Source organism: Mesorhizobium sp. ESP7-2, from assembly GCF_020164715.1.
In the GTDB taxonomy this organism is placed as follows: Bacteria; Pseudomonadota; Alphaproteobacteria; order Rhizobiales; family Rhizobiaceae; genus Mesorhizobium.
Map to the genome: position 1 here is coordinate 30,907 of NZ_JAIUGQ010000014.1, position 24,936 is coordinate 55,842.

The 24,936-nt window shown below is 63.5% G+C and carries 21 protein-coding genes; 10 read left to right on the top strand and 11 right to left on the bottom strand.

Annotation, left to right across the window (positions count from 1 at the left end; all coding sequences use genetic code 11):
* Positions 1-17: 17 nt before the first annotated feature.
* From LB543_RS15695 to LB543_RS15710, 4 genes are all read right to left on the bottom strand, one after another.
* Positions 18-461, bottom strand: coding sequence for a PPC domain-containing DNA-binding protein (locus LB543_RS15695; RefSeq protein WP_224614686.1), 444 nt, complete (start codon positions 459-461; stop codon positions 18-20).
* A 26-nt stretch (positions 462-487) separates the two neighbouring features.
* Entirely contained in the window at positions 488-805 is a 318-nt protein-coding gene (locus LB543_RS15700) for a hypothetical protein (RefSeq protein WP_027042484.1), read from the bottom strand.
* 76 nt (positions 806-881) lie between these two features.
* The gene (locus LB543_RS15705; protein ID WP_224614687.1) at positions 882-2,594 is read right to left on the bottom strand and encodes an HAD-IIB family hydrolase; all 1,713 of its coding nucleotides are present in this window, start codon (positions 2,592-2,594) and stop codon (positions 882-884) included.
* 10 nt (positions 2,595-2,604) lie between these two features.
* Positions 2,605-3,576, bottom strand: a complete 972-nt coding sequence (locus tag LB543_RS15710; RefSeq protein WP_224614688.1) for an SDR family oxidoreductase — start codon at positions 3,574-3,576, stop codon at positions 2,605-2,607.
* A gap of 625 nt (positions 3,577-4,201) precedes the next feature.
* On the opposite strand from LB543_RS15710, the gene fghA reads away from it, so the two are divergent.
* Positions 4,202-5,065 carry an S-formylglutathione hydrolase gene (gene fghA, locus LB543_RS15715; protein ID WP_224614689.1) on the top strand — a complete coding sequence of 288 codons (864 nt, stop codon included), beginning with the start codon at positions 4,202-4,204 and terminating at the stop codon, positions 5,063-5,065.
* Positions 5,066-5,284: 219 nt separating this feature from the next.
* Here fghA and LB543_RS15720 read toward each other — a convergent pair whose 3' ends face one another.
* Positions 5,285-5,578, bottom strand: a complete 294-nt coding sequence (locus LB543_RS15720) for an FAD-binding oxidoreductase (protein ID WP_318012965.1) — start codon at positions 5,576-5,578, stop codon at positions 5,285-5,287.
* A gap of 362 nt (positions 5,579-5,940) precedes the next feature.
* Here LB543_RS15720 and LB543_RS15725 point away from each other — a divergent pair, with 362 nt between their 5' ends.
* The 7 genes from LB543_RS15725 (at position 5,941) to LB543_RS15755 (ending at position 13,015) form a co-directional block, all read left to right on the top strand.
* A complete protein-coding gene (locus LB543_RS15725; protein WP_224614690.1) occupies positions 5,941-6,714 on the top strand; it encodes an SDR family NAD(P)-dependent oxidoreductase in 774 nt (257 codons plus the stop codon).
* 80 nt (positions 6,715-6,794) lie between these two features.
* Complete coding sequence (gene hisD / locus LB543_RS15730) at positions 6,795-8,117, top strand: histidinol dehydrogenase (RefSeq protein ID WP_224614691.1); 1,323 nt, start codon at positions 6,795-6,797, stop codon at positions 8,115-8,117.
* 15 nt (positions 8,118-8,132) lie between these two features.
* Positions 8,133-9,161: a zinc-dependent alcohol dehydrogenase gene (locus LB543_RS15735; RefSeq protein WP_224614692.1), complete on the top strand. Its 1,029-nt coding sequence runs from the start codon at positions 8,133-8,135 to the stop codon at positions 9,159-9,161.
* A gap of 1 nt (position 9,162) precedes the next feature.
* A complete protein-coding gene (hutC, locus tag LB543_RS15740; protein WP_140757797.1) occupies positions 9,163-9,894 on the top strand; it encodes a histidine utilization repressor in 732 nt (243 codons plus the stop codon).
* Between the two features lie 425 nt (positions 9,895-10,319).
* Positions 10,320-11,330, top strand: coding sequence for an ABC transporter substrate-binding protein (locus tag LB543_RS15745; RefSeq protein ID WP_224614693.1), 1,011 nt, complete (start codon positions 10,320-10,322; stop codon positions 11,328-11,330).
* Between the two features lie 28 nt (positions 11,331-11,358).
* The gene (locus LB543_RS15750; RefSeq protein WP_263488785.1) at positions 11,359-12,222 is read left to right on the top strand and encodes an ABC transporter permease; all 864 of its coding nucleotides are present in this window, start codon (positions 11,359-11,361) and stop codon (positions 12,220-12,222) included.
* A 10-nt stretch (positions 12,223-12,232) separates the two neighbouring features.
* Positions 12,233-13,015 carry an ABC transporter ATP-binding protein gene (locus LB543_RS15755; protein WP_140715331.1) on the top strand — a complete coding sequence of 261 codons (783 nt, stop codon included), beginning with the start codon at positions 12,233-12,235 and terminating at the stop codon, positions 13,013-13,015.
* Positions 13,016-13,050: 35 nt separating this feature from the next.
* On the opposite strand, the gene LB543_RS15760 is transcribed toward LB543_RS15755, so the two are convergent.
* The gene (locus tag LB543_RS15760; RefSeq protein WP_224614694.1) at positions 13,051-13,380 is read right to left on the bottom strand and encodes a hypothetical protein; all 330 of its coding nucleotides are present in this window, start codon (positions 13,378-13,380) and stop codon (positions 13,051-13,053) included.
* Positions 13,381-13,687: 307 nt separating this feature from the next.
* On the opposite strand from LB543_RS15760, the gene LB543_RS15765 reads away from it, so the two are divergent.
* Positions 13,688-15,112 (top strand): DHA2 family efflux MFS transporter permease subunit, encoded by a 1,425-nt coding sequence (locus tag LB543_RS15765; RefSeq protein WP_224614695.1) that lies wholly within the window; start codon positions 13,688-13,690, stop codon positions 15,110-15,112.
* Positions 15,113-15,165: 53 nt separating this feature from the next.
* Here LB543_RS15765 and LB543_RS15770 read toward each other — a convergent pair whose 3' ends face one another.
* Both LB543_RS15770 and LB543_RS15775 read right to left on the bottom strand, forming a co-directional pair.
* Positions 15,166-17,058: an ABC transporter ATP-binding protein gene (locus LB543_RS15770; RefSeq protein WP_224614696.1), complete on the bottom strand. Its 1,893-nt coding sequence runs from the start codon at positions 17,056-17,058 to the stop codon at positions 15,166-15,168.
* Positions 17,058-18,911 (bottom strand): ABC transporter ATP-binding protein, encoded by a 1,854-nt coding sequence (locus LB543_RS15775; RefSeq protein ID WP_224614697.1) that lies wholly within the window; start codon positions 18,909-18,911, stop codon positions 17,058-17,060. Before LB543_RS15775 ends, LB543_RS15770 begins: the two co-directional genes overlap by 1 nt.
* Positions 18,912-19,229: 318 nt before the next feature.
* Here LB543_RS15775 and LB543_RS15780 point away from each other — a divergent pair, with 318 nt between their 5' ends.
* Positions 19,230-20,672 (top strand): NAD(P)-dependent oxidoreductase, encoded by a 1,443-nt coding sequence (locus LB543_RS15780; RefSeq protein ID WP_224614698.1) that lies wholly within the window; start codon positions 19,230-19,232, stop codon positions 20,670-20,672.
* Positions 20,673-20,829: 157 nt separating this feature from the next.
* On the opposite strand, the gene LB543_RS15785 is transcribed toward LB543_RS15780, so the two are convergent.
* Genes LB543_RS15785 through LB543_RS15795 form a run of 3 tightly spaced genes read right to left on the bottom strand, consistent with a single transcriptional unit; the run spans position 20,830 to position 24,846 of the window.
* On the bottom strand, positions 20,830-21,933 hold the full coding sequence (locus tag LB543_RS15785) for an alcohol dehydrogenase family protein (RefSeq protein WP_224614699.1): 1,104 nt from the start codon (positions 21,931-21,933) through the stop codon (positions 20,830-20,832).
* Between the two features lie 9 nt (positions 21,934-21,942).
* Positions 21,943-23,322 carry an aspartate aminotransferase family protein gene (locus LB543_RS15790; protein ID WP_224614700.1) on the bottom strand — a complete coding sequence of 460 codons (1,380 nt, stop codon included), beginning with the start codon at positions 23,320-23,322 and terminating at the stop codon, positions 21,943-21,945.
* A 30-nt stretch (positions 23,323-23,352) separates the two neighbouring features.
* Complete coding sequence (locus tag LB543_RS15795; protein ID WP_224614701.1) at positions 23,353-24,846, bottom strand: NAD-dependent succinate-semialdehyde dehydrogenase; 1,494 nt, start codon at positions 24,844-24,846, stop codon at positions 23,353-23,355.
* Positions 24,847-24,936: the final 90 nt, after the last annotated feature.

Sequence of the window (24,936 nt, forward strand, 5' to 3'; positions counted from 1 at the left end):
CTCCCGCCGCGGCAGGTTCAGGCGCCGAGATCGATCAAAGCCACACCGAATTCGGCACGCTTGCGGCGGCGCAGGTGATCCGGTGCTTCCACCACGGTGATTTCCAATGTCGGCCGAACGGTGCCTTCGAGCAGATGACCGCCCCTGGTCGTGCCGTCGCTCAAGCCAAGCACCGCGTGGACATGAAGGCTTGGCTTGCCATCATCCCCGGTCGCGACATCACCGATCGCGCTCAGGACCTCGCATTGTTCGTCGACCGCGATCTTTCGATAGCTCTTCGCCTGCAGGTCGAACCAGCCGACAGTGGCCCGTTGGAACGCGCCGATCGCAGTCAGCGACGCGCTGCCGATCGTCTGCTCGACCGTGAAGCTGGTCAGCGCCGAAAATGCCTCCTCGCCCGGGTCGAGCACCACGACAAATGTCCGCTGGCCATTGGCCTCGTTGACGAGTCGCGATTTCATGCCGGTGTTCCGATCCTCGAGGCCGTTCAGTGGGCGTGGTGTTCCGCGTTCCTCTTGCGCGTCGCCGCCGCCTTCTTTGCCGATTCGGACCGGCTCGCGGCCGATCGGGAAGCGGACGCCTTTCCGCCGCTCTTGCCGCCCTTGTGCGCTGCTGGATTACCGGTGTGCTTGCCGCGCCCGGAGCCGCCTTCTTTCTTGCCGCCACCATCGTCCTTGTTGACCGTCGCCCATGCGCGTCGCTCGGCTTCCTTGTCGGACACGCCACGCTTCTCATAGCCTTCGGCAATATGGTCGGCCTTGCGTTCCTGCTTGTCGGTGTATTTGGATTTCTCGCCTCGTGGCATGATCGTTTCTCCTTCTCGATGGAGGTTGAACGTCAAGTCGGCGCCCGGGTTCCAATGGCGGTCGGCGAACCGGCTGCTATTCCTCAGGCGCCGTCGCGGGTGCGGTGTAGCGCCGCCGAACGGCGTCGAGCACCCGTTTGCGGCTCGCTTCCGCCGAAAGCTTCCTGTCCTTTTCCGCCTCGGCGGTTTCGCGGGCGAGGTCCCTGTCCCTGATCTGCTGGCGGAACCATTTCGAATAGTCGCCCGCGCGCAGATGGAACTCCCAGGTCTTGTCGTCTATGCCTTCGGCCATCTGGGCAAAGATCATCAGATTATGGGCCCTGAGGTTCATCGCATCGTCGGGACCGCGGAAATAGAAGCTGCCGGTCTCGTCGAGCTGGCCCTCGGCATATTTGCGGCTGTGGCGCTTGAGAGACTGACGAGGTTCGATCACCTTGACCGTCATGAGCTTCTTGCGCAGTTGCGGCCGCCAGAACAGAACCCGGTCGCCCTTGGGGTTGGGAATGTTCTTCGGCGGCTCGATGCCGGTCTCATGGCAGAACGTCTTCACCACGTCCTTCGCCTTCGGGCCAAGGGCGATGACGGCCGTAACCAGGCGCAGGGCGTCGGTCGAAATCGCCTCGGGATGGACGGTGATCAGGATCGTGCCCGGCAGTTCCAGGGAGAGCACGGAGCGCGTGTCGTCGCGCCGCTTCGGAAGAAGATGGTGCGCTTCGTCGATGACCAGCCAATGCGGTCTTGCGGTGCGGCGGCGGAAGCTGCCAAGGCCAGGCAGCAGATCGGCAAAGAAGTCAGGCCGTTCATCGACACGCAGCGCCAGCCCGTTGACGACGACATTGCTGTCGGCCTTGGCGATCAAATCCAGCACCTGCGCCTTTGTCGGCGCGCTCGATCCGTCCCCCAGCCGAACCGCATCCTCGAGGCCATCATAGTCGCCCTCGGGGTCGAAGACGCAAAACTGAAATCGGCTCTCGACAAAGCGTTCCGTCAGCGCGGTGGCCAGGGTGGATTTGCCGATGCCCGAACTGCCGGCGATGAGCACGCTTTCGGTCGGCGACAGATAGATGTCGTCGCCACCGGCCGATCCGAGAACAATGCCGTCATGACGCTTTGCCACGATCCCATGGTCGCGCTCGATCAGCTTGGCGATCAATTCCTCGACGCCTTTGCCGCGTGCGCCGCGCGTGACAAGGTTTGCGGTGCCTTTGACCGCGGGAATGGCATTGTCGACCGCAACGCTGCAGCCGCAGGCCTGCAGAAAGGCATGATCGTTCTCGGCGTCGCCGATACCCACCACATTGTGCGGCGACAAATGAAGGTCCTCGAGTGCGGCCGCCAGCCCAGTGGCTTTGTTGACGCCGCTCGGCAGGACCATCACCGCGCCCTTGTTGAAGATGATTTCGACCTCGAGCCCCATCTTCTTGATGACTTCGAGCACGGTCGCCTGATGTGGTTCCCAGGTGGCGACGATCGACCGTCCCACCGAAAGCGGCTTCACCCCCTGCTTTTTCAGTCTGGCGACGAATTTGGGCTCCGGCGACGGCGAGATCACCCGCTCCTCCTCGCTCGCCGGGGTGTAGATCAGGGCGCCGTTCTCGGCGACGACCTTGTCGAACAGGCGGACGTCGGGAAATACGCGCTTGAGGTCGGGCAACTCGCGTCCGGTGACCAGAAGCAGTTTGCGGCCGCTTTTCTTGAACCGCTCCAGCGCGGCCAGCGTCTTCCTGGAGACAGCCCCGTCATGCGCGAGCGTCCCGTCATAGTCGGTCGCCAAGGCAATGAAATACATTGCGATGACCTCAGTAGCCGCCGACGATCGGCAGGATTTCGCCGGTGATGTAACTCGAGCAATGCGGGGAAGCGAGGAACACATAGGCCGGAGCCAGTTCCTCCGGTTGTGCCGGCCGTTTCATCGGCGTGTCCGCGCCGAATTTCGAGACGTCGCCTGCTTCCTTGTCCGATGGATTGAGCGGCGTCCACACCGGGCCAGGCGCGACCGCGTTCACCCTGATACCCTTGGCGATGAGGTTGCCCGAAAGCGCACGCGTGAAGGCGTGGATGCCGCCCTTGGTCATCGAATAGTCGACCAGTTGCTTCGAGCCGTCTATGCCGGTAACCGAACCGGTGTTGACGATCGCCGAGCCCGGCTTCATGTGTGGCACCGCTTCCTGTGCCATATGGAAATAGCCGTAGAGATTGGTCTTCAGCGTGGTGTCGAAATGGTCTTCGGTCAGGTCGCTGAAGTCGCTTGAATGGATCTGGAATGCGGCGTTGTTGACCAGCACGTCGATGCGGCCGAAGGTTTCGACCGCGGCCGCCACGGCTTTTTGGCAATCCTGACGTTCGCTGACGTCGGCCTTGATCAGGATGCAGCGTCGCCCTTCTTTTTCGACGGCGGATCTTGTCTCTTCGGCGTCCCTGTCCTCGGCCAGGTAGACGATCGCGATATCGGCGCGTTCGCGGGCGAACAATACCGCCACCGCGCGACCGATGCCGGAATCGCCGCCTGTGACGAGAGCCACCTTCCCTTCGAGTTTCCTTGATCCGAGATAGTAGGGTGCATCGTAGAGCGGGGCAGGTTCGACCGCCGCCTCATGCCCGGGTTTCGCCTGATGTTGCTTGGGGAAGGGCGGCTCGGGATAGACGCGCGCGCCTGCCTGCATGGCATGCTGCGCCTTGCCGTTGCTCTTCGATTTGTCCTTGGCATCGATGCCACGCTGGATATGGCGCTGCTTGGCGGCTTCACCGGCGGTCTGGGATTTCGTCTCCATGGTCGTCTCCTCGGTTGAAGAAAGTTCAACGCGCGGCAGACCAAAAGGTTTGCGCGACGCTAAAGCGCGTCAGTCTTTGACATAGGCGCCGGGCTGGCGCCCGATCTTGGGGACTTCGCGTCCTTCGAATGTTCGGAGCCCGCGCCGGATGCCTTCCCTTTTGCGGGGCCGGGCGTCGCCTGGCCAGGTGGGTTCCGTCCTTCGGACTGATGTGTTTCTCCACTTGTCTGATCCGCTGGTCGCGTGAGGCCCATTCCGCCTGCCGGCGGCTTGTTGCCGGCCGCATCGAGCGAGAAATCATCGCTCGGATCCGGGCCGGTCCTCGCGGGATATTTCCGCGCGCCGGTTTCATATTCGGTCTTGTCGCGTGCCATGGCTTCCTCCGTGCTTGCCTGAACGGAAACAGCCGCCGGGCGATCCGGTTCCGAACAAAGGGTGATGGCCATCCCTTTTCGCCAATAGTCGCATCGGCTGCCAGGATATGCGGGCTACCGATTTCGATGGCGATGGCCGACGCCGATCGAACCTGGCCCGACATCCAAAGCCCAATCCGTCGAGGTTGCCGTGGTCCTAGCCGATGCCGTAGACAAGCGGCGGTGAATCAACATTGGCGGAGAAGAAACACATGTCGGACCGGATGAAAATCATCTCCGCTGCCAGGTCGCATGGCGGCGTGCAGGGCGTCTATTCCCACGCTTCGGATGTCTGCGGCTGCGACATGACTTTTGCCGTCTTCGTGCCGCCACAGGCCCGCGAAAAACCTTGCCCTGTCGTATGGTATCTCTCCGGCCTTACCTGCACCCACGCCAATGTCATGGACAAGGGGGAGTACAGGCGCACGGCCGCCGAACTCGGCCTGGTCGTCGTCTGTCCCGACACCAGCCCCCGAGGCACCGATATTCCCGACGAGAAGGACAATTGGCAGTTCGGCAGCGGCGCCGGTTTCTATGTCGACGCCACGCAGGAACCCCATGCCAGTAATTATCGCATGTATTCCTATGTTACCGAGGAATTGCCGGCGCTGATCGCGCAGGAGTTTCCGGCCGACATGACGCGTCAGGCGATCTTCGGCCACTCGATGGGTGGACATGGCGCATTGACCATCGCGCTGAAGAATCCCGAACGCTTCAAGAGCTGCTCGGCCTTCGCGCCGATCGTGCAACCCAGCACCGCCGGCTGGTCGAAGCCGGCCTTCGAAAAATATCTCGGTGCGGACGAGAAATCATGGCGGGGCTACGATGCCACCTTGCTCATCGAGGATGGTCACCGCTTCCCGGAGCTTTTCGTCGACCAAGGGACATCGGATGGATTTCTCGATGACGGGCTGAGGCCTTGGCTGCTGGAAGCGGCATGCGCCAAGGCCGGCATTGCGCTGACGCTGCGCATGCAGGACGGCTACGATCACTCGTATTTCTTCATTTCGACATTCATGGGCGACCATCTGAGATGGCACGCCCGAAGATTGTCTGACGCTGAAGCCGGAGCATAGCCGCGGACCCTTCTCGTCAGAGGCCGAACCGGTCCTTCACCCGGCCCGAAAGGATCGCCGCCTTGACGCCAAGCGGCCAGAAGCGATGGAACCGAATTGGCTTGAGCCCTGATATCGGCATCGGGAAGGGAGTGGTCGCATCGCCGCGAAGGCGATTTGCTAGCGCATTGCCCATCGCCGAGGCCGTGGCGACGCCACGACCGTTGTAGCCAAGGCAGATCAGGATGCTGTCTTCCGGCTCGTGAAAATGCGGGAGATGGTATTGGTGATCGCGACCCGGCCGTTCCAGCCTTGGCCGCCATTCCTGCCCGACGCCCCCCAGCCCGGCTGATGGGCCTCGAGCACACAAACATCGTCGCCGGCTTCCGCCAGATGAAAGGCGGTGGACAGGCCCGTGAAGCCACCGCCAACGATGGCGACCCTCGCCCGCTGTGGGCCGACAAGGACGGGGTAATTGCCGGCGCCGCCAGCCGTTTCGCGATAGAGGCTCCTGGGCGGACTGCTTTCCAGCATATGACGGGCACTCACGATAGGGCGGCGAGCTTGATGGGCAACCGGCTTTCAATTGCCTGATATCTGGCACGCGCGGCAGACCCAGACTTTTTTGTCGGGTACGCCAGGAAATTCTGCATGGCTTTCGGAAATCACAGCTTTGGACATGTTGGTCTTCCCCATCGCCGGCCGACTATTGTCTTGGACAAACCTCGAACAATCGCCGCCCGTGGCATCTCGTACGGGAGAGCCAACTATGCGATCGCGCTTGCGGCGGATAACGTCACCCCTATCTCGCCAGAGGCAAATTTGTATATGCTTGTATATGTAAGTTGATCTGATATTCTCTGTGCTGCGCAACCGGAGCGGCCAAGGAGGATCATATGCGCAACGCTTCTCTTTTCGACCTCTCGGGTAGGAAGGCGTTTGTCACCGGCGCCAGCCGTGGCATTGGGCGCAGCATCGCCGAGGCGCTGAGCGCGGCCGGCGCCGACGTCGCGGTCACGGCGCGTAGCCTGGACTCGCTTGATGAGACGGCGGCGGCCATCCGCGCGGCCGGCGGAGTCGCGCATGTCATTGCCCTTGACGTGACCGATGTCGGCCAGTGCCGCGCGGCTGCCGCCGAGGCAGCCCACCTGCTTGGTGGCCTCGACATTCTCGTCAACAACGCCGGGGTGGAAGAGGTCCGGCCCTCGCTCGATGTCGACGAGGCGCTGTGGGACCGGATCGTCGACACCAACCTCAAGGGGGCGTTCTTCTGCGCCCAGGCGGCGGCGCGGCAGATGCGGGATGCTGGCCGGCCCGGTGCCATCATCAATCTCTGCTCGCTGACTTCAGAAGTCGGCATTCCAACGGCGGTGCCGTACGGCTCGTCGAAGTCTGGCCTGCTCGGCATGACTCGGGCGCTGGCAGCGGAATGGGCGGAGCTTGGCATCCGGGTCAACGCCATCGCCCCGGGCTATTTCAGGACGGCGATGACGGAGGTGTTCTACGACAACGAGGCGTGGCGGCAATCCATGCTCGCCAAGATCCCGCAGCATCGTTTCGGCGATCTGCGCGACCTGCACGGCGTCGCTGTGTTCCTCGCCTCGGATGCGGCAGCCTACATAACCGGCCAGTCCATTCCGGTGGATGGCGGTTTCCTTGCATCGATCTGAGGCGGCGGGCCCGGGTTCGAGAACAAAGTCTTCCGCAATGTGACCGGCCGGCACATTGCGTTTCAACAGAAGGGAATACCATGTCCGACATCAGCTTCCACGATCTGTCATCCCTCGATGCCACCCGGCGGGCCGGTCTGCTGAAACGCGCCGAAGGCGATTTGTCGGTCTTCGTCGAAAAAGTCCGCCCGATCATCCAGGCGGTAAAGGATGAGGGCGACGCCGCCCTGATCCGGTTCGCCAGGGACTTCGACAAGGCCAATGTGGCCGAAAGCGAATTGAAAGTGTCGGAAGCGGAGTTCGACGCTGCCTTCGACAAGGTCGAGAAGGATGTCGTCGAGAGCATCGGGTTCGGCATCGAAAACATCCGGCATTTTCATGAAGAGCAGAAGCCGGAAACCATGTGGCTCAAGGAAGTTCGGCCGGGCGCCTATGCCGGCGACCGATATACGCCGATCGCATCGGTCGCGCTCTACGTGCCGCGCGGCAAGGGCGCATTTCCGTCGGTGACCATGATGACGTCGGTTCCGGCTGTCATTGCCGGCGTGCCGCGGATTGCGATCGTGACGCCACCGACAGCGGACGGTTCCGTGGATGCGGCCACGCTTGTCGCTGCTCGTCTCGCCGGGGTGAACACCGTCTACAAATGCGGTGGCGCGCAAGCCGTTGCCGCCGTCGCCTACGGCACCGAGACGGTGAACCCGGCGCTCAAGATCGTCGGCCCCGGCAGCCCCTGGGTGGTGGCGGCCAAGAGCGTACTGTCCTCGATCATTAACACGGGCCTGCCTGCCGGGCCGTCCGAAGCCATCATCTTTGCCGACGACAGCGTCGATGGAGGCCTCGCCGCGCTCGATCTGCTGATCGAGGCCGAGCACGGGCCGGATTCCTCGGCCTATCTGGTGACGCACAGCCGCAAGGTTGCCGAGGCGGCACTTGCTGCACTTCCCGACCACTGGTCGCGGATGACCGAGCAGCGCGTGGAATTCTCGCGCGCGGTGCTGACGGGAGAGCGCGGCGGCATCGTGCTGACCGCGTCGCTGGAAGAAAGCTATCGCTTCATCAACGACTACGCGCCCGAACATCTGGAAATCCTGTCGAAGGAGCCGTTCGCGCATCTCGGGCACATCACCGAGGCGGCCGAAATCCTCATGGGTCCGCATACGCCGGTGACCCTTGCCAACTTCGTCCTCGGGCCGAATGCCGTGCTGCCGACCAGCCGCTGGGCGCGAACCTATGGGCCGCTTTCGGTGACGGATTTCGTCAAGCGCTCGTCGGTCGGCTACGTCACCTCCGCCGCCTATCCGGAGTTGGCGCTGCACGCCCGCAGGCTCGCCCGCTACGAGGGCTTCAGCTCGCACGAAAACGCGGTCTCGGAAATCCGCGACCGCTATCTCGCCGGCTGAAGAAAGTCGATCGCGATGAAGGCGGCTCGACTTTATGGACCGGGCGATCTGCGTGTCGAGGACATCGCCGCGCCGGGCGTTCCGGATGCGGGCTGGGTTAAGCTCAGGGTCGATGCCGCCGGCATCTGCGGTTCGGACTTGCATAATTTCCGCACCGGCCAATGGATAAGCCAATCGCCCTCGACGGCGGGCCATGAACTGACCGGCACGGTGATCGCGCTGGGCGAAGGCGTCGATGCCGTCGCCCTCGGCGACAGGGTGGTTGCCGATTCCCGTTTCTGGTGCGGGGATTGCGCGCAATGCCGTGCCGGCAGGCGGCATCTCTGCACCTCGCTGGGCTTCATCGGCGAAATCTGCGATGGCGGCTTTGCCGAACAGGCGGTGTTGCCCGCACGTCTGCTGCATGTGATCGACGCCGGTCTTGACGAACGGGTCGCTGCCATGGCCGAGCCGCTCGCGGTCGCGCTGCACGCGGTGCGGCGTCTGCCGAAGATGGCGGGCGCGGTGCTTGTCGTCGGTTGCGGCCCGATCGGTGGTCTTGCCGCGCTGCTGCTCTCCCGAACCTTCGCCGGCACCGTGCTTGTCGCCGACCGTAACCAGGCACGTTGTGCCCGCGTGGCGCGGGTGACCGGCGCCACCATCGTCGATCTCGACCGCGATGCCATTGCAGCCGCGACCGCCAATGCCCCGCTGCTGGCGGCCGTCGAGGCGACCGGCAGCATCGCGGCATTCAACCAGTTGCTCGGCGTTCTCGATCCCGGCGGCGCGGTGGCGATGGTCGGCATCTTCCATGGCCGGCTCGACATCGACCCCAATGTTCTGGTCGAACGCGAGATCGCATTGCTGGGATGTCATGCCTTCGCCGACGAATTGCCCGAGGCCGTGCGGATGCTGGGTGAACTGAGTGAACCGCTGCTGGCCCTGGTCGACCGTGAGATCGGCCTGGACGACATTCCAGCCGCCTATGAGCGGCTGCTGGCCGGGCAGAGCGATGGCTTGAAAACAATCATCCGCATGCGGCAACCTGCCGGAAAGGATTTTTGAAATGATCGATTTGCCCGATACGGCGAGCCCCCTTTACGAGAAGGTGAAGGACTACATCCTGACCAACATCGGGACGGGCAAATGGGGCAAGGATCGCAAGCTGCCGTCCGAGAACGAGCTGGTGGTTTCGCTGGGTGTGTCGCGGATGACGGTTCACCGGGCTCTGCGGGAACTGACCGCTGCGGGATTTCTGATCCGGCTGCAAGGTGTCGGCACGTTCATCGCGCCACCCCGGCCACAGTCGACGCTGATCGAGATCAACAACATCGCCGCCGAGATCGTCGAGCGCGGCAACAGGCATCGCTCCGAAGTCCTCGTCCTCGAAACCATCATGCCGACCAAGGAACTGGCGCTGTCGTTCGACTTTGCGAAGCGGGTTTCGATCTTTCACTCCGTCGTCGTCAATTTCGAGAACGACCTGCCGGTGCAGCTGGAGGAGCGCTTCGTCAATCCGGGCCTGATCCCCGACTATGACAAGCAGGACTTCACCAAGACGGCGACCTACGACTACCTCATGCAGAAGACCCCGGTAACCGAGGTCGAGCATATCATCTCCGCCATCCCGGCCGACAAGGAGACGGCGCAGCATCTCGGCATCGATGTCGGCAGTTGCTGCCTTCTCCTGCATCGCCGGACATGGACGGGGGCAGTCGTGGCCACGATCAGCAAGCTGACCTATGCCGGCAGCCGTTACTCGCTGGGCAGCCGCTACTCGCCTTCCAGGGCAAGCTGAAGTCGACGAGCCAATGCAAGCCGAGGTTTCACGGCGACAGGAAAAGTCCTGATCGCAGCATTGCTCGCCAATCCACCGGCAGCATGCCGCGACGCTCGAGTTCCACCCGCAAGGGATGGTCGAGCCAGATGGCGAAACCGACCGGATGACCGGTTTTTCTCGATCTGATCGGATCCTGAAAGCATGAGTAGTCGGGCTGGGCACTCGCCGGATCAATGCAAAATTTGAGTCACCCCAACTTGTATATGCATGTATGTATTTCCGCCTTGACATCCGCTGCCGCTGACGCTGAAATATGTCAGCGCTTCAACCATGAAGTGGCGGGCAAGACGCCGAGGCACAGTGCCGCAAGAGCAGAACCCCGCAGTCTCACCAGACCGGATGCCTGGGTAAAAAAGCGGTCTGATCATCAAGGGGAACGAAAGATGACGCTCAATCTAGCAGGACAATTTCGTGCATTGGTGATGGCCATTGCCGTCGGGCTCACCGCTGCCCCGGCGGCCCACGCGGCCGATGCGGCCATTCCCACGACGCCCGAGGCCGGCGCGTTCAAGATCGGCATCGAGCCCTGGCTTGGATATGGCCAGTGGCATGTCGCCGAGGCCAAGGGCCTGTTCAAGACGAACGGCCTGTCGGACGTCCAGATCGTCAATTTCGCCGAGGACAAGGATATCAACGCCGCGCTCGCAAGCGGCCAGCTCGACGCCGCCAACATCGCCACTCACACAGCGATGGGCATGGTTGCGGCCGGCCTGCCGGTGAAGATCGTGCTGCTGCTCGATGTCTCCATGACGGCAGACGCCATCGTCGCCGGCAAGGACGTCACCTCCATCGCCGATCTCAAGGGCAAGCAGGTCGCTTTCGAGGAAGGTACGACGAGCGACATCCTGCTCAAATACGCGCTCGCCAGGAACGGCATGTCGGTCGCCGATATCCAGCCGGTTCCGATGCCTGCCGCCGACGCCGGCAGCGCCTTGATCGCGGGCCAGGTGCCGGTCGCAGTCACCTACGAGCCGTACCTCACTGTCGCCATGGCGCAGAACAAGGACATCAAGCTGCTGTTCACCGCCGGCGAGGATCCCGGCCTGATCAGCGACGTGCTGGTGGTGCGCGACGAGGTGATCAAATCTCGGCCTGGCCAGGTGCTGGCGATGATCAAGAGCTGGGACGCCGCGCTCAAGGACTACAAAGCCGACACCTCTGGCGGTCGCGCCATCATCGCCAAGGCCGTCGGTTCCGACGTCAAGGACCTCAACACCGCCTTCGACGGCGTGCGCTACTATTCCCTGGCCGAAAACAAGACGGCGCTCACCGGCGACTTCACCACCAAGACATTCGCCGATGTCGAAGCGGCGGCCAAGAATGCCAAGCTGCTTCAGGCCGATGTGACGCCGGAGCAGATGATCGACCCGGCCTTCGTCAAGGCGGCGCAATGACGAGATTCGGATCGCGGTGGTAGCGCAGATGTCCGGGGAGCCTCCCGCGAAAACCGGTTTGGCCCGCCCGGCGCCGGCGCCCGCCGCGAAACCGGCGAGGCGTCGCCGATCCTCCGGGATCGGCGTGCCGATCGCCCGGTCGCGTTTCCTGGCGATAGCGGTGGCCGTCTTCGTCGGCCTGGGGCTCGCCTGGTGGGCGGCGACCGGGCTGGGGTGGGTGAAGCCCATCTTCCTGCCGTCGCCGGGCAGCGTCGCGACCCAGATCGCCAAGCTCGCGGCCGACGGCACCTTGTGGCTGGACCTCAGGGCCTCGATGTACCGCATTTCCATCGGCTTTCTCCTGGCCTCGGCACTGTCCATCCCGATCGGCGTGCTGATCGGCAGTTTCCGCTCCTGGGAGGCGGCCATCGAACCGCTGGTGGATTTCATCCGCTATATGCCGGTTGTCGCCTTCGTGCCGCTCTCCATCCTGTGGGCCGGTACCGGCGATACCCAGAAATTCCTGATCATCTTCATCGGCACCTTCTTCCAGCAGGTGCTGATGGTCATGGACAATGTGAAACGGGTTCCTACCGACTTTATCGGCCTGGGGCGTACGCTCGGCTTGCCGGACCGCAAGATCCTGACGCGCATCGTCGTGCCCAGCGCCTTGCCGGGCATCTGGGACACGCTGCGCATCAGCCTCGGCTGGGCATGGACCTGGCTGGTTCTGGCCGAGCTCGTCGCGGCGACATCCGGCCTCGGCTATCGCATCACCGTGTCGCAGCGCTATTTCCAGACAAACACCATCATCGGCTACATCCTGCTGCTGGGCGTACTCGGCCTCATCACCGACCAGGTCATGAAGGCATTGGAGAAGGTGCTGTTCCGGCAGGAAGGCCACCCGCAATGAGGAACCGCCGATGACTGTTCCCAAATTGCGCATCGCCGGCCTCGACAAGAGCTTCGGCACCGGCGAGCGGCGCACACAAGTGCTGCGGGACATCAATCTCGACCTTGCCGACAACGAGTTCGTCTCCCTCGTCGGCACGTCGGGCTGCGGCAAGAGCACGCTGCTGTCGATCGTGGCGGGGCTGCAGGATTTCGACGCCGGTGATCTCAGCATCGATGGCGCGCCGATCCTGCAACCGGGTCTCGACCGTGGTGTCGTCTTCCAGTCCTATACGCTGCTTCCCTGGCTGACGGCGCGGCAGAACATCGAGTTCGCCCTCAAGGCTGCCGGCTATGATCGCGCCGCCTGCCGCGAGATCGCGCTCGAGCATCTCGACCTCGTCAAGCTGTCGCAGAGTGCCGATCGCTTCCCGTCCGAACTGTCGGGCGGCATGAAGCAGCGCGTCGCCATCGCGCGCGCGCTCTCCTATCGGCCGAAGATGCTGCTGATGGATGAGCCCTTCGGCGCGCTCGATGCCTTGACCCGGCACCAGATGCAGGAGCTCCTGACCCAGATCTGGGAAGAGCATCGTCTCACCGTGCTCTTCGTCACGCATGACGTCGAGGAGGCCGTCTACCTCTCGGATCGCATCGTCGTCATGGGGATCGGCCCGGGACGCATCATGCAGACCTTCAATGTCGACATTGAGCGTCCGCGCCGGGAAGAGGTGATGGAGACCCCCGCCTTCATGGATTTGCAGCGCGGCGTGCACAAGGCGATCCGCGAGGCGTCAAGACGCCCCGAAATGGCGTAAATGCAACCTTCGTTGGCTTCACCTGCGGTCAGGAATCAGGGGCCGTGGGGACTGCATATCTCGAGCGTCCATGCGATGGTTCCGCAAAAGTCGCCGGCATACCCACGGTAACTGCCGTAGCCATTGTAGTAGCTGCCCATCCAGTCGCTGTTGTCGGTCGAATTGTCGGCGGTCCAACCGCTACCGGCCCAACCGTAATGGTGTCCGCGTCCGCGGTTAGCGGCGTGCGTATGGCCATTGCGGACGGTGGTGACGCGGACATAGTGGTGCCTGACAACGGCGGCATCGGCGACTGTGGCAAACGAGACAGCGCTCGTCGCCAACGTCAACACGATGGAACAGAGAAATACGCTTGGCTTTCTCATGAGCATGTCTCCTTTTCATTCGAGACATATCGAAAAGAACGCGCGCCTCGATGTACATGTTCCTTCACGAAATCGGGACGCCGTTCGCTGAAACGGGCAGTGTCTCGTCCGCGTCACTTCGTGGTGCCGGTCAAGATTTGTTGACTTCCCGCGATCTGGAAATGACTACCGCTCGTCTATTTGCCGGACCATAAGACCGCCTGCGATGAGGCCCGGGTGGCCGGCAAGGCAATCTTGCCTTTGAACCGGGATGCGCCACTTTGGCCAGAGCCTATAAGCCAGCTGTATGACGGAATTGACCAGAGCATTGGAACAGCCCCAATTTGCCACCGAGCGCGACCCGAGGCTCAGGCTGATCATCCCGATCATTGTCGCCATCGCGTTTTTGATGGAGCAGCTCGATTCCACCATCATCACCACCGCGATCCCGGCAATAGCGCAAAGCCTCGACACGACGCCGGTCCGGCTGAACCTTGCGATCACCACCTATATCCTGACGCTCGCCGTGTTCATTCCCGTCAGCGGCTGGTTTGCCGACAGGTTCGGCGCACGCAGGGTGTTCGCGCTGGCGCTTTTCACCTTCACCCTGGGCTCGGCACTGTGCGGCGTGGCCGACAGTTTCGGCATGCTGCTGGCGATGCGTGCCTTGCAGGGGCTTGGCGGCGCCATGATGACGCCGGTCGGCCGGCTGATCCTGCTGCGCAGCTTTCCGCGCAGCGGCCTGATCACCGCCATGACCTACACGACCCTGCCGGCCATCATGGGGCCGATCATCGGGCCGCTGCTGGGCGGCCTGCTCACCACCTACGCGTCGTGGCGCTGGATATTCTATGTCAACGTGCCTTTCGGCTGCCTGGGGATCTTGGCCGCGCTGCGCTTCGTCGACGACTTCCATGGCGAGGCGGTGCAACGTTTCGATGTCCCGGGATTCCTGATGGTGGGCGTCGGCGTGGCGCTCCTGCAGTTCGGGCTGGAGAACATCGGCCGGCCGATCATTCCCGGGTCTGCGACGGTGCTGGTGCTGGCCGCGGCATTCCTGCTGCTGCTTGCCTTCGGGCGCTATGCGCGCCGCGTCGTCGCGCCGGCTGTCGACTTGACGCTGTTTCGGTTCCGCTCGTTCTGGGTCGGCACGCTGGCGGGCGGCCTGTGCCGCGTCGGTCTCAACGGCGTGCCTTTCCTGGTGCCGCTGATGCTGCAGGTCGGCTTCGGCATGAGCCCGGTCACATCGGGCTCGCTGACATTCGTCGGCAGTTTCGGGGCGCTGCTCATGCGGCCGCTGCTGTCGCCGCTCCTGCGGCGCTTCGGCTTCGGTGTCGTGCTGATCGGCAGCGCGGTCGTCGGCTCAGCCACCGTGGCGGGCTTTGCCCTGATGGGGCCCGGTACGCCGCATTGGTTGATCGGTTTCTATGTCTTCCTGTTCGGCATCGTCCGCTCGGCGCAGTTCATGACTTCCAACACCTTGTCCTACGCCGATCTGCCGGCCGACAAGCTCAGCCGCGCCACCAGCCTCGGCGGTGTGCTGCAGCAACTCAGCGTATCGCTCGGCGTTTCAATCGCCGCGATGCTGCTGGGCCTGATCGCGGGCGAAAGCCACGTCCTGACGCCGGAACGCTTTCATCAGGTGTTCCTGCTGACCGCGATCATCCCGCTGCTCTCCATTCCCGGATTTCTGTACCTGCGCGCCGAAGACGGCGTGCAGGTCAGCGGCCACGTCAGGCGATCCGGCAAATAGGTCCTGTCGGAGGCAGCAGGCGATCCGTCCGTTCGCACGCTGCCGGCACCGGCTCACGTCGCTTTGCCGACCGAAGCGTCCATTCCCATCTGTTCCTCGGAAATGTCGTCGAAGGAAGCGTAGTTCATGTTGTAGAGGCGGGCGTAAAGACCTTTCCTCTTCATCAGCTGTTCATGGTTGCCGCTTTCGACGATCTCGCCATTCTGCAGCACGATGATGCGGTCGGCGCCGCGGATGGTGGCCAGACGATGCGCGATGACCAGTCCGGTGCGGCCCTCCAGCAGTTTGATCAGCGCCTTCTGGATCAGCATCTCGGTGTAGGAATCGATGCTGGCGGTGGCTTCGTCGAGCACGAGGATCTTGGCGTCGGCCACCAGCGCCCGCGCGAAACTGATCAGCTGGCGCTGGCCGAGCGAGAGATTGCCGCCGCGCTGCTCGAGTTCGGTATCGTAGCCGTCGGGCAGGTCCTCGATGAAGTCGTGCGCGCCGACGGCTTGTGCTGCGCGCACCACTTCTTCGCGGCTGGCTCCAGTCTTGTGATAGCGGATGTTCTCCAGCACGGTGCCGGAGAACAGGAACGGCTCCTGCAGCACCATGGCCACCTGGTCGCCGAGCAAATCCTGCGTCAGCTCGCGCACATCATGGCCGCCGACCAGGACCTCGCCCGACCAGACATCGTAGAAGCGGTGCACCAGCGCCATCGAGCTCGACTTGCCCGATCCGGTCGGGCCGACAAGCGCGACTGTCTCGCCCGGATTGACGCGGAAGGAGATGTTCTTCAGCACCGGCTGGTTCGGCCGGTAGCCGAAGGTGACGTTCCTGAACTCGACTGAGCCGTCCATGTCGCGCGACAGTGCGATGGCGCCGTGCTTGTCGCTGACATCCACGGGTACGTCGAGCACTTCGGAGATGCGCTGACCCGAAGCCATGGCGCGCTGCATGACGCTGTACTGCATGGTGAGCGAGCGGATCGGGTCGAAGAAGCGCTGGATGTAGAACAGGAACGCCACCATGACGCCGATGTCGAGGCTATGCGACAGCACCATCGACCCGCCGACGACGATGACTGTCGCCATGGCGATGCCGGTCAACGTGTCGACGATCGGCACCATCACCTGCGCGTATCTCGCCGACCGCAGATGGGCGTTGAGATTGGCCAGCACCTTCTCGTCATAGAGGTCGAAATTGACGTGCTGGCGCTCCAGGCTCTGCACGGTGCGCACGCCATGGATGCCCTCGGCAAGCGCGCCGTTGGCGATGGAGTTGGTCTCGTGGGCGGCCATGAAGGCGACCTTGGCGCGCGGCAGCCAGAACAGCCGCACGATGAACAGCATCGGCATTGTCGACAGCGTCAGCAGCCCGAGCCGGAAATCGAGCCACAAAAGGACTGTGACGATGCCGAACAACAGCACGATGTCACCCACCGACATGACGGATGTTTCGAGGAATTCCTGCATCGAATTGACGTCGCCCTGCAGGCGCGACATCAGCCGTCCGACCTCGGTCCTGTCCATGAAGCCCAGGGAGACCCGCTGCAAATGGCTGAACATGGCGCGACGCAGGTCAGACAGCACGTTCTCGGCCACCTTGCCGACGACGCTCTCCTGGACATGGCTGGCGGCGTAGTTGATGAGGATGATCACGGCGAAAGCGGCGATCGCGGAGATCATCACCGAACGGTCGAGCCTGCCTGGCGCCATGCCGTGATCGATGGCGTAGCGGATGACCAGCGGGATCGCCAGTTGCGTCAGCGTGAACACCAGCACAGCGGCGACCGAGATGAAAATCCGGCCCTGATATGGTCTGACGAAGCTCCAGATGCGCCTGACGATGCGCGGATCGTAGGCCTTGCCGAAGACCTCTTCCTCGTCGCGGTGCGAGCCGACGACCGCTTTGGTCGGGCGTCCGCTTTTGTCTTCCTTCTCGTCGTCGTTCTGCGTCGACATCAGGCGGCTCCCTCGAGCCGATCGTCGTCCGGCCGCAGCTGCAGGTCGTAAAGCGCGCGGTAGCGTCCGCCGTGCGCCAGCAATTCCTCATGCGTGCCGCGTTCCACGATGCGGCCGCTCTCGACGAACAGGACCTGGTCGGCATGCATCAGCGAACTCAGCCGGTGCGAGATGATGAGCGTCACGCGATCCCTGGCGAAGCGCTTCATCGCCGCCCGGATCCGCTGCTCTGTGCCGGCGTCGACGGCCGCGGTGGAATCGTCGAAGACAAGCACCGATGGCCGCAGCATCAGGCTGCGCGCGATGGTCAGGCGCTGCCGCTGGCCGCCGGAAAGCGACGCGCCGCGTTCGCCCACGACCGTGGTGTAGCCGGCCGGAAGCCCGATGATGTAGTTGTGCAGCTGGGCATACTCGGCAGCTTGACCGATGCGGGTCTCGCGCGCCCAAGGATTGCCATAGGCGATGTTGTTCTCGATCGAGGTGGTGAACAGGAATGCGTCCTGCTGGACGACGCCGACTGCCTTACGCAGCGACTGCAGCGTGACCTCGCGGATGTCCTGTCCGTCTATGGTGATCGCGCCTGAGGTCACGTCGTAGAAGCGTGGGATCAGATGCGCGATGGTCGACTTGCCGCTTCCTGGCGGACCGACGATGCCGACGGTCTCGCCAGGCCTGGCTTCGAAGGAAACGCCGGAAAGCGTTGGGCGCTCGCCCGCACCCTCGTAGCGGAAACCGACATTGTCGAACCGCAGCACGCCGTCGGTGATGACCAGATCTTTGGCATCGGGCGCGTCCTCGATGTCGAGCTCCGTATCGAGGAGTTCGAACAGCCGCGTGCCACAGGTCGAGGCGCGCGCGAAGGAGTTGACCATCAGGCCGAGCTGGCGCACCGGCATCTGCAATATGGTCATGAAGGTGAGGAACTGGGCCAGCGTGCCGACGCTGATCTGGCCCGCGATCACCTTCTGGCCGCCGAACCAGAGTACCAGGCCCATGGCGGCCAGGAACGAAAAGTTCATGGCGCTGGTGTTTGAGACGCGGATGTCGACGCGCTCATTGGCGAGGTCCAGCGCATCCTGTTTGGCGCGGTCGAATTTTGCCAGCTCATGCCGCTGTGCCGCGAAGGCGCGCACGACACGAATGCCGCCGAGATTCTCATCCATCACCCGGCTCAGCACCGACAGCCGCTCCTGCAGCGTCAGCCAGGTGCTGCGCAGTCGGAGCTGCGTCACCGAGGAGCGCCAGGCGACGAATGGTACGAAGCTGAGGCTCAACAACCCGAGCACAAGGTCGGTGCTGATCAACAGATAGGCGCCGACGCCGATCAGCACGCCAAGCAGCACCACGCGCAGGATGCCCGTGGAAAAGAACATGCGCACGCCGTCGAGATCGAGCAGCCCGAGCGTGATGAGATCGCCCGTATGGACCTTGTCGTGGAAGGAAAAGCTCAGTCGCTGGATCTTCTCGTAGAAGGCGAGCCGAAGCTCATAGCCGGTCTGATGGCCGACGGCCTCGCCATAGTAGTTCTGCGCCATGGTGAAGAGGCCGCGCAGGATGCTGACGAGCAGCAGCGTCAGCGCGGTATTCCATAGCGCCTGCTCGGCCGCAGTGCCGGCACCCGCCGCCATTACGCCTTGAGCCTGATCGATAGCGCGGCCCAAGAGGCGCGGAATGAAGAGCTGCAGCGTCGCGGCGACAAAGGTCGAGACGAGGGTGATGGCAACCTGCCAGGGATGGCGCAGCGTCATGCGCACGATGCGCAGCAAGGTGCTGAGGCCCTTGCCCCAGGAGGCTTCGGCCACATGGGCAAATGATTTGCCGCGCTTGGCCGCGCTGGTTGCATCCGTGTGCAAGGAAATACCCAGACCAATCCGGACATTAGCCCGAACGAATGTAGCAGACTCAATCAGATAGCGCGATTTTACGCGCGTCCGGCTGGCCCGTTCAAGGGGCCAATGGCGCCATCGCACTGTACCTGAAAGGCGGTGCCGGGTGCCATCTCGAGCATGGCCATCAAGAACTGATCGGCGGTGCGGTCACCGGCAAGAGCGTGTCGCAACTCGCCGCTGGTCTGCCGCCGGTGATCGACCCCGCGCCTCTCTGGGCGGATAGGTTCTGATTATTCAGCGCCTGCTCTACCAGTAGGCTTCCGTCCTGCATGAGGGAACGACGTGACCGCGACCACAGACACACACGCCGTTGAGTCGATCGATCCGCAACGCGCCTACGCCGTTCTGATCTGCGATCTGATCGGCTTGCGCTTCGATGCTGACGGAAAACCCGACCCTTCGGAGGTGCGTGCCCATATCGAAGCCAAGGGCGGCCGCTTTCATGCGACCGGACTTGGCGACAAGACCGCTCTCGAACGTGGGCGCGTTCATTTTTTCTACCAGCCGGATCTCAGCACTCGCGAAGAGCTGATCGAAGCCGCCGGCGACAGAAGCTATGACGCCGTCATTGCCGCCGCCACCTTCCTGCCGGCCGAGACCGTCTTTCCGCTGGCCGGCGTGCGGATCGGCGCCGGCACCGGCAATATGGGCTCGCGCTCATGGGGCGGCGGCAGTGGCGAGGGCGGCACCGCCGTGCTGATGAACACGCCCGGCATCAACAGCCGCGCCACGGCGCAGATGGTGATGAAGGCGATCCTGAAAGTGCTGCCGGATCTCCCGGTGGACTTGCTTCAAAGCCGGGTGGCGCGCGGCGCCTTCGATACAGGCAGGGAACTGCGCGATTTCCCGACCGAAAAGCTCGAAGGCAAGACGATCGCGATCATCGGATACGGCAATATCGGCAGGGAGGTCGCCAAGCTTGCCCGCGCCTTCGGCATGCGCGTGGTGATCCACGCGCGGCCTCGGCATCGGGACTGGATAGAAGCCGAGGGCTTTGCCTATGCGGCGGACCTCGCCGACGCGGCTGAAGGCGCCGATGTGCTCAGCGTTCATGTCGGCCTGGGCAAGCAGGATGCGCAGACCGGCCGCTACGCCAATGCCGGGCTCATCGGCGCGGACATCTTGTCACGCATGAACAAGGACGCGGTGCTGGTCAACTACGATCGCGGCGAGCTTGTCGACATCGAAGCTCTTGATGAGGCTCTGAATACAGGCCGGTTACGTCATGCCGCCATTGATGCCGACCTGTTCAGGGATGCCTCGACCGGCAGCTTGTCCGGTCCGATGCTGCCCTATCTCGGCCTGGTCGGGAAGCATGGCGCCAGGCTCGAGCTTCTGCCGCATGCGGCGGCCGACACGGACCATCCTTCACGCGTCGCCGGCGCCAAGCAGGCCGTCGACCAGATATTCGATGTCCTCTGCCGCAAGACGGTGGTGAACGCAAAAGGCACCGTGCCGCCAGGCTATCTTTCGTTTGGAGCGACCACGCCTCCAGGCATCGGACCGGTGACTGCGGATCATCTTTTGAAATTGACCTCCAACGACTGCGCTGAATTGGCGGATGTCTGTGATCGGCAGAGCCGGTTGTGGAGGATCTTGGCTGACACGCCGCAGTCCGAGCGCGGTAAGATTGTCGCCGAACAGGGTGAGGCGCTTGTCAGGCTGATCGACCGCTTCTGCCTTCTGGCCGAGAACCTCAATCTCAGGGGACCTTTCCAGCGATAAGCCGGAACTCTCAGTCCCGGGGAACGGCCACCATACGGGCGACCCGCGTCATGTCGGCGCTCATCTCACGATCGTCGTCGAGCGGGCTGACGAGCGCACGGACTGCGGCGAAGGTGCGCTGCGGTCCTTCACCCATGCTGGACCAGGATTTTTGCGACTACGCCGATCGCTCCGCGACAGCGTCGGGCACCACCACCAGCTTGCCGACAAAATCCTTTGCGACGAAATCGGCTTGCGCGTGGTGGAAATCGGAGAGCTTGTAGACGCCGCCGACCAAGGGCCGGATCTTGCCCTCCTCGATGTAGCGTACGATGCGGCGGAAATCGGCGCGCGTGCCCTGGCTCGAGCCATGCAGTTGCAGCTGCTTGAGATACATGGTCCTGAGGTCGAGCTGGACGACCGGGCCTGCAATCGCGCCGGCAGTGGTGTAGCGGCCCTCGGGCCGCAGGATGCGCAGCAGGTCGTTGAAGATCGCGCCGCCGACGAGATCGGCGACCACGTCGATCGACTGGCCGCCGGTCGCTTCGGTCACGGCTTGCGGCAGGTCCGCGACGCCGCGGGTGATGACGGCCTCGGCGCCGATGTCGAGCACAGCCTGTTCCTTGCCCTTGCCGACGACGGCATAGGGAATGGCGCCACGCGCCCGCGCCAGCTGCACGATGCCGGAACCGACGCCGCCCGAGGCGCCGGTGACCAGCACGCGCTCGCCAGCCTTCAGGCCAGCGCGCTCCAGCATCTGTTCGCCGGTAAGGTAGGCGCAGCAGAAGGTCGCGAGTTCGATATCGCTCAAGTCGGTGTCGACGACATGCGCGTTGTCGGCCGGCACAGCCTGATACTCGGCATAACCGCCGTCGCGGCCATGGCCCATATAGTCGATGTCGGCGAGTGAATCGTCCTCACGGTTGTAGATGGAGAAATCGACCATCACCCGTTCGCCGATACGATCGGGAGAAACGCCTTCGCCGACGGCAACGATGGTGCCGACAGTGTCGGTTCCCTGGATGCGCGGGAAGGTCAGCGTATTGCCCTGCCTTCGCCAGGTCGACACCGCGCCCGCATCCTCCTCGGTGCCATAGGCGCCCTGACGCACCCAGACATCGGTGTTGTTCATCCCGCAAGCGCTGACCCTTATGAGCACTTCACCTGAAGCGGGGGCAGGCACTTTGACATCGGTTCGGTAGACGAGCTTTTCCGGTCCGCCGTGCCCGGTGAGCAGCACGGCGGCCATGGTGGCGGGGAGGGTTTGGGTGATGGCATTCATCGGTCGGTCTCAGAGATTGGCAAATACGCTGTTTACGGCATCGGCGGTCTTGGCCACCACGATGTCGGCTTCCTCGCGGGTCAGGCATAGCGGTGGCGCGAAGCCGAGGATGTCGCCCTGCGGCATGGCGCGGCCGATGACGCCGCTTGCGGCAAGGGCCGTCGCAATCTGCGGCCCGATCTTGAGCGAAGCATCGAAGAAGACACGATCGTCGCGATCCCTGACGAATTCCACTGCCGCCAGCATGCCGTCGCCGCGCACCTCGCCGACATGTTTGTGACCGCCGACGGCCTTGGCCAGTTCGGCACGGAAATAAGCGCCGGTCTCGCCGGCATTCCGCACCAGGTCCATCTCGTCGATCAGTTCGAGATTGGCGACCCCGGCGGCGACGCAGATCGGATGCGCCGAATAGGTCCAGCCATGGCCGAGCGAACCGAGCTTGTCGGAGCCCTGCACCAGCACCTGCCACATCTTGTCGGCGACGATGACCCCCGACAGCGGCGCGTAGGCGGAGGTCAGGCCCTTGGCGATGGTGATCAGGTCGGGCGTCAAGCCGTAATGGTCGGAGCCGAACATCGTGCCCAGTCGGCCGAAGCCCGTCACCACCTCGTCGGCGACCAGCAGCACATCATACTTCTTCAGCACCGCCTGGATCTTTTCCCAATAGCCGGCGGGCGGCGGCACGATGCCGCCAGTGCCGAGAATCGGCTCGCCGATGAAGGCGGCTACCGTTTCGGGCCCTTCGGCGAGGATCATCTCCTCGAGCTTGTCGGCGCAATGCTGCGAGAACTGCTCCTCGCTCATCGAGCGGTCGGCGCGGCGGAAATAGTAGGGCGCCTCGGTGTGCAGGATCGGCGCGCGCGGCAGGTCGAAGGCGTTGTGGAACAGGTCGAGCCCGGTCAGCGAGCCCGTCATCACGCCCGAGCCGTGATAGCCGCGCCAGCGCGAGATGATCTTCTTCTTCTCCGGGCGTCCCAGCACATTATTGTAGTACCAGATCAGCTTGATGTTGGTTTCGTTGGCATCCGAACCGGAGAGGCCGAAATAGACCCTCGACATGCCCTTCGGCGCGCGGTCGATGATCATCTTGGCCAGCGTGATCGAGGCCTCGGTGCCGTGCCCGACATAGGCGTGATAGTAGGCGAGGTTCTTCGCCTGGGTCGCGATGGCATCTGATATCTTCTGGCGGCCATAGCCGACATTGACGCAATAGAGACCGGCGAAGGCGTCGATGCTCCTCTTGCCATTGTTGTCCCAGACGGTGACGCCTTCGCCACCGGCCATGATGCGCGTCGGCGATTCACCGCGCGCGTGCGTGCCCATATGGGTCGAGGGATGGAAGAAATGGTCGCGATCCCAGGCGGCGAGTTCGTTGGACTGGTCGAGCATTTTTTTACTCCTTCAAAATTCCGGTGTGGCCTACGCTACGTCGAGGCATAGATATTTGAGATCGGTGAAGGCCTCCAGGCCATGGCGCGAGCCTTCGCGGCCGATACCGGACTGCTTGACGCCGCCGAACGGGATCGGCGCGCCGGTGATCTTCACACGGTTGATGGCGACCATGCCATAGTCGAGCGCGCGGCCCATGCGCTGCTGGCGGGCGCCGTTCTCGGTCACGACATAGGCGACCAGGCCGTATTCGGTCGCGTTGGCACGGGCGATGACTTCGCCCTCGTCGTCGAAGGGGGTGGCGGCCGCGACCGGGCCAAAGGTCTCCTCGCGCATGATCAGTGCGTCGTCGGCGACATCGGCCAGCAGTGTCGGCTGGTAGAAGAGCGGCCCGGCCTGATGCCGCTTGCCGCCGGCAAGGCAGCGCGCGCCAAGGGCTACGGCGTCTGCGACCTGTTCTTCGACCTTCTTGACGGCGCGCTCATGCATCAGCGGCCCGATGTCGATATCGTCGGCGAGGCCGTTGCCGGCTCGCAGCGCCTCGATGCGTCTGGCGAAAGCGGCGCAGAAGCGGTCGTAGAGCGGACGCTGGACATAGATGCGGTTGGCGGCGAGGCAATCCTGGCCCGAGGTGGCGAATTTGGCGTCGATGGCGATGGTCACCGCTTTGTCGATATCGGCATCGGCAAAGACGATCAGCGGCGCGTGGCCGCCGAGTTCCATGACCAGCCGCTTCATCGTCGGCGCGCTTTGCGCGGCGATCAGCCGGCCAATCTCGGTCGAGCCGGTGAAACTCATGGCGCGTACGCGCGGATCTTCGCACATGCGTCCGACGATCGTCGCGGCCTTGCCGGTAACGATGTTGAACACGCCGGCGGGCAGTCCGGCGCGTTCGCCAAGTTCGGCCAGCGCCAGCGCCGACAGCGGCGTCTCCGAGGAGGGATGCGCAACGATGGTACAGCCGGCGGCAAGCGCGGCGGCCGCTTTGCGCGTCAACATGGCCGATGGAAAATTCCACGGCGTGACGACACCGACAACGCCTAGCGGCTCACGCCGCACCATCATTTCCGCGTTTGGCAGGTGGCTGGTGACGCTCTCGGCGTTGAGACGCTTCGCTTCCTCCGCATACCATTCGATGAAGGAGGCGGCGTAGCCGATCTCGCCGAGCGACTCCTTCAACGGCTTGCCCTGTTCCAGCGTCATCAGCAGGGCCAGGTCGTCTTTCGCTGCTATAATCAGCTCGAACCATTTTCGCAGGATTTTCGAGCGCTCCTGCGGCAACAGCGCCCGCCACGCCGGAAAGGCGCGCGCAGCGGCGTCGATGGCTTTTGTCGTCTGCCGGCTGTCGAGTGCTGCGACGAAGGCGACGGTGGTGCCGGTCGCCGGATCGGTGACCTCGAAACTCTCGGCCGCCTCGCTCGCCGTCCAATGGCCGTCGATATAGGCAAGCTCGCGCAGCAATCGGCGGTCGGCGAGCCGGTCGAGCGCTTCGTGGCGATGCGAGCGGGCAAAATGCGCGGACATGGTCGAAGCCTCCCGGTTCGGTTTGATGCGGGGAGACTATCCATCACTGGCAGACAGAGAGGCTGTTTGGATGCCTGGCCGCAGAGAGAA